Annotated in this window: 11 protein-coding genes; 2 read left to right on the top strand and 9 right to left on the bottom strand. The window is 37.8% G+C overall.

The window, feature by feature from the left end; genetic code table 11:
• Positions 1-4: 4 nt before the first annotated feature.
• Positions 5-1,984: an excinuclease ABC subunit UvrB gene (gene uvrB, locus ACRPLQ_RS20630; RefSeq protein ID WP_033580416.1), complete on the bottom strand. Its 1,980-nt coding sequence runs from the start codon at positions 1,982-1,984 to the stop codon at positions 5-7.
• A gap of 335 nt (positions 1,985-2,319) precedes the next feature.
• On the opposite strand from uvrB, the gene ACRPLQ_RS20625 reads away from it, so the two are divergent.
• Positions 2,320-3,981, top strand: coding sequence for a sigma-54 interaction domain-containing protein (locus ACRPLQ_RS20625; protein ID WP_033580415.1), 1,662 nt, complete (start codon positions 2,320-2,322; stop codon positions 3,979-3,981).
• A gap of 64 nt (positions 3,982-4,045) precedes the next feature.
• On the opposite strand, the gene ACRPLQ_RS20620 is transcribed toward ACRPLQ_RS20625, so the two are convergent.
• From ACRPLQ_RS20620 to ftsE, 7 genes are all read right to left on the bottom strand, one after another.
• The gene (locus ACRPLQ_RS20620) at positions 4,046-4,960 is read right to left on the bottom strand and encodes a proline dehydrogenase family protein (protein ID WP_028412035.1); all 915 of its coding nucleotides are present in this window, start codon (positions 4,958-4,960) and stop codon (positions 4,046-4,048) included.
• A gap of 315 nt (positions 4,961-5,275) precedes the next feature.
• Positions 5,276-5,506: a DUF2198 family protein gene (locus tag ACRPLQ_RS20615; RefSeq protein ID WP_205689522.1), complete on the bottom strand. Its 231-nt coding sequence runs from the start codon at positions 5,504-5,506 to the stop codon at positions 5,276-5,278.
• Positions 5,507-5,526: 20 nt separating this feature from the next.
• Positions 5,527-6,717 (bottom strand): PDZ domain-containing protein, encoded by a 1,191-nt coding sequence (locus ACRPLQ_RS20610; protein ID WP_328141563.1) that lies wholly within the window; start codon positions 6,715-6,717, stop codon positions 5,527-5,529.
• Between the two features lie 162 nt (positions 6,718-6,879).
• Positions 6,880-8,319: a S41 family peptidase gene (locus ACRPLQ_RS20605; RefSeq protein WP_028412032.1), complete on the bottom strand. Its 1,440-nt coding sequence runs from the start codon at positions 8,317-8,319 to the stop codon at positions 6,880-6,882.
• 173 nt (positions 8,320-8,492) lie between these two features.
• On the bottom strand, positions 8,493-9,701 hold the full coding sequence (locus tag ACRPLQ_RS20600; protein WP_033580413.1) for a murein hydrolase activator EnvC family protein: 1,209 nt from the start codon (positions 9,699-9,701) through the stop codon (positions 8,493-8,495).
• Between the two features lie 160 nt (positions 9,702-9,861).
• Positions 9,862-10,752 carry a permease-like cell division protein FtsX gene (ftsX, locus tag ACRPLQ_RS20595; RefSeq protein ID WP_014457813.1) on the bottom strand — a complete coding sequence of 297 codons (891 nt, stop codon included), beginning with the start codon at positions 10,750-10,752 and terminating at the stop codon, positions 9,862-9,864.
• Positions 10,742-11,428, bottom strand: a complete 687-nt coding sequence (gene ftsE, locus ACRPLQ_RS20590; RefSeq protein WP_013085414.1) for a cell division ATP-binding protein FtsE — start codon at positions 11,426-11,428, stop codon at positions 10,742-10,744. The genes ftsX and ftsE overlap by 11 nt, the downstream gene beginning before the upstream one ends.
• A 338-nt stretch (positions 11,429-11,766) precedes the next feature.
• On the opposite strand from ftsE, the gene ACRPLQ_RS20585 reads away from it, so the two are divergent.
• The gene (locus ACRPLQ_RS20585) at positions 11,767-12,303 is read left to right on the top strand and encodes a flavodoxin family protein (RefSeq protein ID WP_028412030.1); all 537 of its coding nucleotides are present in this window, start codon (positions 11,767-11,769) and stop codon (positions 12,301-12,303) included.
• Between the two features lie 25 nt (positions 12,304-12,328).
• Here ACRPLQ_RS20585 and cccB read toward each other — a convergent pair whose 3' ends face one another.
• The gene (gene cccB, locus ACRPLQ_RS20580) at positions 12,329-12,643 is read right to left on the bottom strand and encodes a cytochrome c551 (RefSeq protein WP_013059743.1); all 315 of its coding nucleotides are present in this window, start codon (positions 12,641-12,643) and stop codon (positions 12,329-12,331) included.
• Positions 12,644-12,740: the final 97 nt, after the last annotated feature.

Genomic DNA, 12,740 nt, shown 5'->3' with positions numbered 1-12,740 from the left:
TTTATCACCCTTCCGCTTTTAATTCTAGAATCAAGTCACGAAGCTCAGCTGCGCGTTCAAAGTTAAGCGCTTTGGCTGCTTCTTTCATTTCTTGTTCCATTTCTTCTACGAGCTTTGCTTTTTCTTTTTTATTGAGTTTATCAAATGCCGGTGCTTCTTCATACGTTTCTGTATCTTCTGCTACTACTGTTGCACGAATTGAGCCTCGAACTTCTTTTTGAATCGTTGTCGGTGTAATACCATGCTCTTCGTTGTAAGCTTCTTGAATACTTCTACGACGCTTGGTCTCATTGATAGCAATGTCCATGGAGTTTGTGATGCGATCTGCATACATAATGACATGTCCATTAGCATTTCGCGCAGCACGTCCGATGGTTTGAATAAGCGATCGTTCTGAACGCAAGAATCCTTCTTTGTCCGCATCTAATATGGTTACTAACGAAACTTCTGGAATATCTAAACCTTCACGAAGTAAGTTAATCCCTATGAGCACATCATATTTTCCAAGCCGCAGCTCTCGGATAATTTCAATACGCTCGAGCGTCTTCACCTCAGAGTGAAGATATTGAACTTTAATGCCAATTTCTTTTAAGTAGTTCGTTAAATCCTCAGACATTTTCTTTGTTAACGTCGTGACGAGCACTCGTTCATTTCGCTTAATCCGGTCGTGAATTTCTCCAATTAAATCATCAATTTGCCCTTCAATTGGTCGAACTTCAATATTTGGATCTAATAATCCCGTTGGACGGATAATTTGTTCAATCACCTCAGGCGCCTTCTCAAGTTCGTAAGGACCTGGTGTTGCTGAAACATGGACGATTTGTTTAATATGCTGTTCAAATTCATCAAATTTAAGCGGACGGTTATCTAATGCAGACGGCAAGCGGAAACCATGGTCCACCAACACTTGTTTACGCGCTTGGTCTCCATTATACATTCCTCTAACTTGAGGAATGGTAACGTGGGATTCATCCACCACAAGAAGGAAATCTTCCGGGAAGAAATCCAGCAGTGTATAAGGTGTGGAACCAGCCGGACGAAGCGTTAAATGACGAGAGTAATTCTCGATTCCTGAACAAAATCCCATTTCTCTCATCATTTCTAGGTCGTAGCGAGTGCGCTGTTCCAAGCGCTGCGCTTCTAAAAGCTTTCCTGCTTCTTTTAACTTCTCTAGCTGTTCTTCTAGTTCTTTTTCAATGTTTTGAATGGCCACACGCATTTTTTCTTCCCTCGTGACGAAGTGAGATGCCGGGAAGATAGCCACGTGTTCACGATCTCCAATAATTTCTCCTGTTAAGGCGTCGACTTCGCGAATGCGGTCAATTTCATCCCCGAAAAATTCCACGCGAATACAGTGTTCATCTCGAGACACAGGAAAAATCTCAACAACATCACCGCGAACGCGGAACGTTCCGCGCTTGAAGTCAATATCGTTTCTTTCGTACTGTACATCCACTAGCGTACGAAGCAGCTGATTGCGTTCTTTTTCCATTCCTACTCGAAGAGATACGACCATTTCTTTGTATTCTTCCGGAGACCCTAATCCATAAATACAGGATACGCTGGCAATAATAATGACATCTTTTCGTTCAAAAAGAGCAGAAGTTGCTGAGTGACGAAGTTTATCAATCTCGTCATTAATGCTTGCATCTTTTTCAATAAATGTATCTGTTTGAGGTACATAAGCTTCAGGCTGATAGTAATCATAGTAACTGACAAAGTATTCGACTGCATTATTAGGAAAAAACTCTTTAAACTCACTGTACAATTGACCAGCAAGCGTTTTGTTATGAGCCATAATTAATGTTGGCTTATTTATTTCCTTAATAACATTAGACATAGTGAAGGTTTTTCCCGTTCCTGTAGCACCTAACAAAACTTGATGCTGCTTACCTTCTTTAATTCCTTTCACAATCTTTTCAATTGCCTTTGGCTGATCACCTTGCGGTTGATATGGGGATACTAATTCAAACTGATCTTTCAAATGAAGGCCTCCGTTTCTATTTTCTTGTTTTATCTATTTTTATTACGATATGTAAAAACCGAAAACACGAACTGATATTCGTATTTTATCACTTTATACTCATAAATGAAACTAATGAGTATTAATCTTATATAGTGTTTGTTTGTTTTGATTTTTTACCCTGTTACTTTATTACCCACTAAATTCTTATACTACCCTTTTCGAGGGGAATACAACTCTTTAGATGAAAGCAATAAAAGAAAGTAAGCTGCCTAATTGTCTGAAAAGGATAGGCTTTTGCGCCAATTTCTAAATTATGATACAGTATAAAAAATATGTACTGAGAGGGGTTTAGTATGGCAAGCGTTGATCAAGTTCTTATAAATAACTCCTTTATAACAGTTGAAGAATCAACTTCTTTAGCTAAAGTGAAATCTGAACTTTCCAACTATGATTTCGTTGTAGTCACAGCAAGTACCTTTTATGTAATACAAAAAGATGAACGATACCTTTTAACAGGTCATGACGAGGCATCGTCCATTAAAAAAGTAATAGCGGACACAAATTGGCCTTCATCTTCTACTTCTACGTTAGCCAATTTACAAGCCAACACAAACTGGAATAGACCAGTCCTCATTCAAGCAGAAAACCAAGAAACCACAATAGGACTTGTAACACCTTCACAGTGGATTACACATTTGCATAGCCAAAATGAGATATTAGCTTCCTATTTTGATACATTGGCAGAAACCATTAATGATGCAGTGACAGCGGTCGATCATGAAGGAAATGTAATCTTGTGGAATACTGCTGCGGAACATACGTATAAGATTCAGAGAGATAATATTATTGGTAGAAAAATCGGAGAGCATTTTAAAGATGAATCCATCATTCTACATACGATTCTAAATGAAGGGCGTCCTGTGCGCGGAACGTATCATCGTCCTAATGAACAAACTCACGTGCTCATCAATGCATCTCCTATTATAAGAAACAACCGAGTCATAGGTGGAGTAGCAACCGAACATGACATTACCAATATTGTAAGACTAAATGAAGAAATTGATGTATCTCTTCTCATTCCGAAAGATAATCCATTTTCTTCTTTTGCGGGTATCAGTCCTGAAATTAAGCAAGCCGTTGACATTGCCAAAAAAGTGGCATCTACAGATATGCCTATTTTATTAACAGGAGAACCTGGTTCTGGGAAAGAAATGCTGGCTCAGGCCATCCACTACGGGGGATCCAAACATAAAGAACCTTTTTTATCTTTAAATTGCGCCACTATTCCATCTGGACTTCTGGAAATTGAACTCTTTGGTCATCAAAAAGACGTCTTTTCAGAAGATCCAACGACCATTGCAGGAAAACTGGAGCAGGCTCATAACGGGACGTTATTTATTGAAGAAATTGATAAAATGCCTCTTGAAATTCAAGTTAAGTTTCTCCGTTACTTGGAAGAACGAGCCTTTTATCACGTTGGAGGCACGGAAGAAATTCAAGTCCAAACCCGAATTGTAGCCTCTACTACGACGCCTTTGGAAGAGTTGCTAAAAGCCGGTGAATTCCATGAAAATCTTTACTATTTGCTGACCGTCATTAATATTATCATTCCGCCGCTTCGAGACCATAAAGAAGACATTGAAGCATTAACGCAGCAATTTGTACAGGAATTTAGTAAAAAGTATAAAAAGAAGGCTCCTTTCATCAGCTCTGAAGTTCTCGAAGCCTTTATGCAATACGATTGGCCAGGAAATATTCGCGAGCTGAGAAATACGATTGAACGAATGATTTTTCTTAGTGATCAGTCGTTGATTACCCTTACGCACCTTCCTGACAATCTGAAGGATGCCAGTTCTTTCACAGAAGTTCAAAAAGAAGAAGATTCTCTCCAAGAAGCTAGGCTAATAGAAGAGACTCTTCAAAAAACCTATGGAAATAAAAGTGCAGCAGCAGATCTGCTTGGCATTTCGCGCGGCACCCTTTATAACAAAATCAAAGAATACGGATTAAACTAATTAAAAAATTCGACACGAAGCTCAGGATACTTGTGTCGAATTTTTTATGTTTCTTGGACTGAACTTATTTGGAGAAATTTTTTAATACGAACCATACGTTGGCGGGGCGTTCGGCTAGGCGTCTCATGAAATACCCAAACCAATCAATTCCGTAAGGAACATAAACCCTGACTTTATATCCTTCTTTGACCAGACGATCCTGTAGCTCTACGCAAATTCCATAAAGCATTTGGAACTCAAACTGATCATTTGAAATGCCGTTTTCTCTTACTAATCGTTTTGTATACTGAATCATTTCCTCATCATGACTCGCTACAGCTGTATAGTGTCCATTTAATAAATGCATTTTAATGATTTTTTTATAGTTTTCATCTACGTCTTTCTTTTCCGGAAACGATACTTCTGGCGATTCTTTGTAAGCTCCTTTTACCAGACGTAAATTAGCTTGATATTGATGTAAGTCATTCATATCTTGTTCTGTACGATAAAGATACGCTTGAATCACAATTCCAATATTATCAAATTCTTTGCGTAATTCTTTATACATATCAAGGGAGATTTGGCAGTGCAAGTAGTCTTCCATATCAATTCGAACAAAAATATCATTCACTCTGGCTGTGTGTAGAATTCTGCGCATATTTTCCATACAAAGCTCTTTGCTAATATCCAATCCTAAAGAAGTCATCTTTAATGATAAATTTGATTGAACGCCCGATGCTGCAATGGCTTCTAGTGTCTGAATGCACATGGCCGTAGATAACCTAGCTTCCTCTTCTGTAAAAACAAATTCGCCTAAATGATCGAGTGTCACAACTTTCCCACCATTGTTAAGCTCCTTGGATGTTTGAATTGCTGATTCAATTGAGTCTCCAGCAACAAAACGAGCTGCCCCCATCCGCAATCCATACTTTTTAGCTAATTTATTCATTGAATGATTTTTGCCAAGCGACTGAAACATCGTTCTCATTAACACTTCCATCGATACTAAACCTCCTTTTATTCATAAAAATCAAAATAAATATAATTTTCAGATTAATTTCTTTATTTTTCTATACCCTAACTACATATTTGTACACGTATTTAAAATAATTTACACAAAATTGTTTAAGTTATTTTATTTACAAACATATTTGTATAATTAATTTAATTATACTCATTTATCGATGGAACCGTAACAACAGTGTTATGAGTTCTAACTCGTTTTTCGACATAAAAAAGCTCTCCACATTTCGTAGAGAGCTTTTGCGTACGTTTTGATAATAGGACGATTCACTTATCATCAAAGCAACAATCTTTATTTTCCAGCTGCTAGCATGCCTTTTGCATATATAAAACCAATGGCTGCTGAAAGTAAATCTATTAAAATAATAAGTGGATAATCTGCGTACCCTTTATATACAGAAACAGCTATCAACAAAAGCGTCAGCGCTGTGGCAACATATAGGTTATATGTTACTCTAGCAAACAGAACAAGCAATATGGCGGGTAGAAAAACTGCGGCAATCGTTTTGACTTCCACAAACATTTCTCCTTTTTATCCGTCTTTTAACCAGCTTGTGAATTACGTTTTGTATAATTGTGTACAAACAAAATACCTAGTTCATGATGTTCGTTGTCATACAATGCTCGCTGAGTAAAGCGAACTTCTCCATTTTCGTCAATAACTTCTAGCTTACAAAAAGCACGGTTATTCACTTGTAATGCTTCATAAAATTTATGGACTTCAGATATAGCGATTCCATTTACTTTAATAATCACTTCTCCTACTTTCAAACCCATTTTCTCTGCCGGAGAATGAGGGATGATTCCTAACACAACCAAACCTTGTGTACGCTTAGTAAATAGTGCGGGCGCTTTTTCATCGCTTCGACGCTGCTGCAAACGAATCCACTCTCTTCCTATGATCGCTAGAATAACAACAGCGACAGCGGCAGGAGGATAAAAAATAGCAACAATTGTAATAATCGTTAATCCCACGCCTAATGCTAATACACGCTTACCGGTAAATTCAATAGATTTAAACGGAACCATACTTTGAATTCGCTGATAAAAACCGATAGCAAAAGGAACAAAAAACAGGCTAAATGATGTTCCGTCAATAGATAACACAGGCCACCATGGAAACACAGACGTAATGGCGCTGCCTGGAATTAAGACAAAAAGCGGAACAACCCATAATTTTTGAGAATAATGAGCCCCAATTTCCTGCCCTCTTTTACTTTTCACAATGGCTGGAGACGTACCTTTTGCTCCAAACTTCCAAATTAAATATCCTTCTGCTAATACAAGCAGCGACATTAAAATAGTAAGAGAAGGTAAATCTGCGTTATGAGCTTGCACAGACCACGTTTGAATAAATCCTTCACCGAAACCAGCTGCAGGAATAAGCAAGGTCGCAAGCACAGCCAGTCCTACGGTATAAGAAGGAGAAAGCCATTTAAACGTCCACGGGCCGCTTATGATAAAAGTTAAAACAGCTACAAGTACAATCGTTCCTATAGATACATAGACACCTAGCAACACGGTAACAACGGATAAAATCAAACCAATAATGATACCTGGAAAAAATAAATATTTTGCTTCTAAAATAAAATCAAACACGCGAACATGAAAATTCTGACGCTCTCTCTTGACGCGAGAAAGACCTACAAAAAACGAGACGAGCAGAAATAAATAAGTTAACGGGTGCAAAAATAAACGCCCGATACCTTTTAAAAGCTCTAATGCAAAATCCATTTTTTCACCACCTGTATTTTTCACATTTTTATTACAACATTTACGATTGATTGTTATGTATCATAGGCTTCTTTATTTTATCAAAATGCATCACTAACCGACAATGTTGTTTTTACTAAAAAAGTTCCGTGCTTTGGAAAAGCACGGAACTTTTTCTACTTCTTATTGACTAGCTAGCTTTAAAGCCGTTTGAAGCTGACGATCTTCATCTTTGGATTTAATTTTTTCTAATAGTTTTGTTTGTAAAAGCGCTGCTGTATCTTCATCAATTTCACCTGTAGCTTTTTGCTTATTGGCTTTTTGGAATGCAGTTACAGCTGTTTCTGTCTCTTTACTAAAATATCCGTCTGTACGTCCAGGTTCAAAGCCAAGGCCTTTTAGCATCACTTGAGCATTCTTCACTTGGTCACCTGTCATATCACGTGTTAATGGCTTTTTATCAACTTGAATTGGATTTGCATAATAGTAATCCGGCTGCTTGACTTCTACCGTTGGTTTTATACCTTTTTCGTTAATCCAGTTTCCATCAGGCGTTAGCCATTTATAGAACGTTAATTTTAAATTACTGCCGTCTTCCATTGGAACAGCTTGTTGAACCGTTCCTTTTCCATAGGATTTTTCACCGACTAGCTTGTATCCGCCTGCTTCTTTTAATGCCCCGGCAAGAATTTCAGAAGCAGATGCACTTCCTCCATCAATCAAGGCCACAATTGGATAATCCTTTTGCTTTTTCATTGAAGAAACCACTTTTTGACGTTCACCGTTACGATCTTCAATTTGAATGTATGGCTTTTTATTCGTTACTAATTTATCGAGCATTTTTTCAACACTCGTTAAATAGCCACCAGGATTTCCACGAACATCTAGAACTAAACCATCAATATGTTTATTTTCAAGTTTTTTCAACTGTTTCGTAAATTCGTCTCCCGTTGACTCAGAGAATGACGTAATTTCCATGTAACCAATTTTTTTATTGTTTACATTTTTAACAGAAGAATAGACGGTTTCAATTGGAATCTCATCTCTTACAACTTTTACTTTCATCGTTTCTTTCACGCCTGGTCTTTGAACATCTAATGTCACGGTAGAGCCTTTTTTACCGCGAATTTTTAATACCGCTTCATTCAATTCAAGACCCGCGATACTTTTACCATCGATCTTTAAAATCTGATCATTTGGTTTTAATCCTGCTTTTTCCGCAGGAGATTGTTTAAACGGAGCTACGATTGTTACTTTTCCATCTACCATGCTTACTTCAGCACCAATCCCCTCAAACGATGAATCAAGAGACTGCGTGAATTGCTGTGCCGTTTTCTTATCCATGTAAGATGAGTGAGGGTCTCCTAAGGTTTGTACCATTCCTTGGATTGCGCCATCTAATAATTTTTTGTCATCTACATCTTTGTAATATTTTGAAGATATCAGTTCGTAAGCCTGCTTGATTTTGTCTAGCTCTTCCTTTTCCACTTTACTATCATTTGAAGAAGTTGTAAGGGGGGTACTGACCGTTCCAGCATTTGCATACTGAATGCCAAAATATGTACCTGCTGCTCCAACAACTAAGGAGAGTGCCATTAATAGTGCAACGATTTTCCGATTCAAGTTCTTTCATCCTCCTCAACCTTAAGCCATCTCTTCTTATTATAATAGATACAACCAAAACTATGTAATAAAAAGGATGCATGTGTTATTTGTAGCAAAAGGCACCACACAAATCAAGTGCGATGCCTTTTTGTTAAACTATATGTTGAGCTTGTACCACGTATGCTAGGAACTTAAAATTTAATATAACGTTCAGGGTTTACAGCAGAGCTTTTGCCTTTCCAATCGCCCTTATGCAATTCAAAATGCAGGTGAGCACCAAACGAACGTCCTGTGTTCCCTATATAACCTAATTGTTGACCTTTATTGATAGATTGACCACTTGAGACGCTGTAGCTCTCTAAGTGAGCATAAACTGTAACCCACGTCTGACCTTCGACATTGTGACGAATAAATACGGCATTACCAAAAGAAGAAGAATGATATGCTCTAATTACTTTTCCGCTTGCTGCGGCTACAACTGGAACACTTTCTCCTCGCTTTCCAATATCAATACCGTAATGTCCTCTTCCAAACGTTTCTCGATATCCAAAATGAGATGTTACCGGGCCCTTTGCCGGCCTCATAAACGACCCGCTTGTAACAGGTGGTGCCTCCTCTGTTGCCCCGGCTTTTTCAATTTCTTGCTGTTGAGCTTGTGCTGCATTTTTTTGATCGGCTAAAATAGAAGCTTGCTCTTCTAATCCAACGGCTTCTTCATTAAATTCTTTTTCCTGATCTTTGAGCGTTTGCATGAGGTGATTCTTTTCATCCACTTGTTTTTGCAGCTGCGCACGAAGATTTTTAAGTTCTTCAAGCGCTTGATTTACTTCCGTTAGCTTGTTTTGAACTTTTGTTTCTTTCTCTTCTTTTGCCTTTTTATCAGCTTCATGCTGCATTAACAAATCGCGGTCAGCCCCTACAATTGTCGAAACCGCACTCACTCTGCTAATAAAGTCTCCGAAGCTTTCAGAGCCTAGCAGTACATCTATGTAATCCACAGACCCGCCGTTTTCTTGTAAAGCACGAGCACGCTTTTTTAATAGCTCATTTCGTTTTTCAATTCTTTTTTTTACAACGTCAATTTCATTTTTCAGCTTTTCGATGTCTTGCTTTGCTTTTTCTACTTCAGCTTCACGGCTGCGGATGTCTGCATTTGTCTGTCCGACTTCTGAATCCAAACGCGCAATCTCAGCTTCTTCGTTTTTTTGCTGTTCTTGAACTTCTTTTAATTTCTCTTTATTTTGATTAATATTTTGGTTCACATCGTTACTTTTTTTCTCTAAATCACTGAGTTTAGTAGTGCTGGCACTTTCTGCATAAGCAACTTTTTCATTACCTATCCAAGCTGTACCTAGTCCAACTAAAACTGCTGCTGTCATTACTAATGTCTTACGTGTCATTTGTTTCTCCCCATTTGCACATATTTCCCCGTATAAACGGGCATTAGCAAGACCCCCATTAGCACTTTTTTCTATTTTTATCTGTAATTACACAACAACCTCACATCTGATAAACATCAAATGTGAGGTTGTTATAATCTATTATGTTAAAAATCTATCTTTATTTTCGTAAGAATTTACGGATGGATAATGTACTTCCCCACATCCCAATTAGACCACCGATTACAAGTAGTAATAGCGATACTTGAAGCACGAATGGAAAAGCAGGTAAAAGTTCAAAGAATCCATCGAACTTAGGCTGAACTTCATTATATAAAACGCTGTACACACCGATAATAACAGCAATTGGCACAATAGAACCAAGCACTCCTAAAAACAGACCTTCAATAAAGAACGGCCAGCGAATAAAGGAGTTTGTGGCTCCAACTAAGCGCATAATTTCAATCTCTTCACGGCGAGCTACAATCGTAATTTTAATTGTATTTGAAATGAGGAACATCGCTGTAAATAGAAGCCCTAAAATCAGTACTACTCCGATATTACGAGCTACTTTCAGCACTTTAAATAACTTTTCAACTTGATCTTGTCCGTATTGAACTTTTGCTGCATACGGATATTTCTCAATTTGTTTAGCTACTTTTGCGACATCAGTCGGCTCTTTTGTTTTAACAACAAACACATCATTTAATGGGTTTTGCTGCTCAAACGGTTCAAAAGCTTGTCCTTCATCACCCATACTATTAATTAAATCTTTTAACTCTTTATCTTTAGAAGAAAACGTCACCGTATCAACTTGCTTAATTGCATCTAGCTTTTCTTTCATTGCTTTTCGATCATCCGCTGTCGCTGCAGCATCAACGTGAACGCGAATTTCCACATCATTTTCAATCAATTTAGCAATGTGATTTAAATTCATCATCAACATAAAAAATACGCCTACAAGCAAGAGCGTCACGGTAACCGCGCTTGCAGATGCGAATGTCATCCAGCCGTTTCTTCCTAAACTTTTAGATCCTTCACGTAAGTGGCGACCGAATGTCCTAGCCTTCATATCCGTATTCACCTCTTACTTCATCACGCACAACATTTCCATTTTCAATCGCAATTACGCGCTTTCGAATTGTATTTACAATTTCACGGTTATGCGTTGCCATTAAAATAGTCGTACCGCGTTTATTAATCTCCTCAAAAATATCCATGATTTCCCATGAGGTCTCCGGATCAAGGTTCCCTGTCGGTTCGTCGGCGATGACAACCTTAGGACTATTCACAATTGAACGCGCAATAGACACACGCTGCTGCTCTCCTCCAGATAATTCATCAGGGAAAGAATCCATTTTACCCTTTAACTTAACAAGCTCTAGCACCTCTAGCACTCGCTTTTTAATTTCTTCGGGACTTTGCTCAATTACTTCTAGTGCAAAAGCAATGTTTTCATAGACCGTTAATTTTGGAAGCAGCTTGAAATCTTGAAAGACTACACCAATATGACGTCTAAAGATAGGAACTCTGCTATCTTTTATTTTTGCTACATTTGCACCGTTTACAATGATATTTCCTGAAGAAGGCTTTTCTTCACGATACATCATTTTAATAAAAGTGGATTTTCCTGCTCCACTTGGTCCTACGATATAAGCAAACTCACCTTGATTAATCTTGATGCTAATGCCATTGATTGCTTTTACACCGTTCGGATACGTTTTATATACATTTTGCATTTCAATCATAAGTAATCACCTAATCAAGTGTGTTATTTTAATACTATGTAAAACTTGTCAAAATACGACAAAACTCTACAATTCAAACCAAAAATTCGACTCTTCTCACGCGCTTTCTCATTATAACATCACTCTTCGTGAAAATAAGCCCCAAAAATATTACATTTTTATTTCAAATATGACATAAGTAGGATATTTTTAGCAGGGTATGAGAATTTATCCTTATTTTTAATTCTGTTGTTTTTTGCTGTTCATTTTTTTACGAATATCGTTAGACAAAGCACATTCATGTCTACTTTTTTACAAACAAGGTATGATAAATAAGAAAAACGATGAGGAGAGATAACATGATCACTATTTATGGAAGTTCACGGGAAAACGGAAATACGGAAGAATTGGCTAAAGCAGTCTTAAAAGATATCAATACTGAAGAAGTTTACTTACGTAGGCATACCATTAACCCCATTACTGATATGCGTCACGATGAACATGGATTTACCAATCAACAAGATGATTATTATGATATAGCGAAAAAGATGGCAGCGCACGATACTATTTTATTTGTTACGCCTCTTTACTGGTACGGTATGAGCGGATTGATGAAGAACTTTGTGGATCGTTGGTCTGAAAGCCTTAGAGATTCGACAATCAACTTTAAAGAACAAATGAAAAATAAGCGCGTCTATGTATTAGTAGTCGGGGGCACAGGCGCATCTGTAAAGGCCCTTCCTCTTATTATGCAATTTCAATACATTGTCGATTTTATTGGTTCTTCCTTTAGCGGATACATCATTGGAGAAGCCAATGCACCTGGAGACATAGCAAAAGATGTCAAAGCTCAACAGCAAGCTATTGTCTTAAATGAACAATTAAAGCAGCTTTAACACAAAAATAAGACGGATACCCGTCTTATTTTTTCTTTGCCAGCCAAGCCGCAACTTTTTTGGCATCTTCTTCATTAATCAGTCCTTTTGGCATACCGCCTTGACCATTGTTAATAATGTTTTCAATTTCAGCTTCTGAGTGCTTGCTGCCTACATGCTGCAAGCTTGGCCCATTTGCTCCTCCTAAATCTACACCGTGACAGCCTGTACAGTTTTTCTTCACAATATCTTCTGCACTCGCTGAAGATTCACCGGCAGATTCATTTTTGGAACTGCCTCCGCCGCACGCGGACAAAACAAGCGCTAGGCCAATTGTTAACGTTAATAATACTTTTTTCAAGCCTTCTCCCCCTTGCTGTAGAGTTTTCACTCTATTATAACCTACTCAAGAATGTTTAAAACACTCTGTTTACAAGGACTTTGTTTCAATTTCATGA

The organism is Priestia sp. TRN 1309, assembly GCF_050846875.1.
Taxonomy (GTDB): Bacteria; Bacillota; Bacilli; order Bacillales; family Bacillaceae_H; genus Priestia; species Priestia zanthoxyli.
This window is presented reverse-complemented; position numbering and strand designations above follow the sequence as displayed.

Coding starts and splice junctions, on each gene's coding strand:
- ACRPLQ_RS20625 (WP_033580415.1), top strand. CDS start 2,320: ATGGCAAGCGTTGATCAAGTTCTTATAAATAACTCCTTTATAACAGTT.
- ACRPLQ_RS20620 (WP_028412035.1), bottom strand. CDS start 4,960: ATGGAAGTGTTAATGAGAACGATGTTTCAGTCGCTTGGCAAAAATCAT.
- ACRPLQ_RS20615 (WP_205689522.1), bottom strand. CDS start 5,506: ATGTTTGTGGAAGTCAAAACGATTGCCGCAGTTTTTCTACCCGCCATA.
- ACRPLQ_RS20610 (WP_328141563.1), bottom strand. CDS start 6,717: ATGGATTTTGCATTAGAGCTTTTAAAAGGTATCGGGCGTTTATTTTTG.
- ACRPLQ_RS20600 (WP_033580413.1), bottom strand. CDS start 9,701: ATGACACGTAAGACATTAGTAATGACAGCAGCAGTTTTAGTTGGACTA.
- ftsX (WP_014457813.1), bottom strand. CDS start 10,752: ATGAAGGCTAGGACATTCGGTCGCCACTTACGTGAAGGATCTAAAAGT.
- ftsE (WP_013085414.1), bottom strand. CDS start 11,428: ATGATTGAAATGCAAAATGTATATAAAACGTATCCGAACGGTGTAAAA.
- ACRPLQ_RS20585 (WP_028412030.1), top strand. CDS start 11,767: ATGATCACTATTTATGGAAGTTCACGGGAAAACGGAAATACGGAAGAA.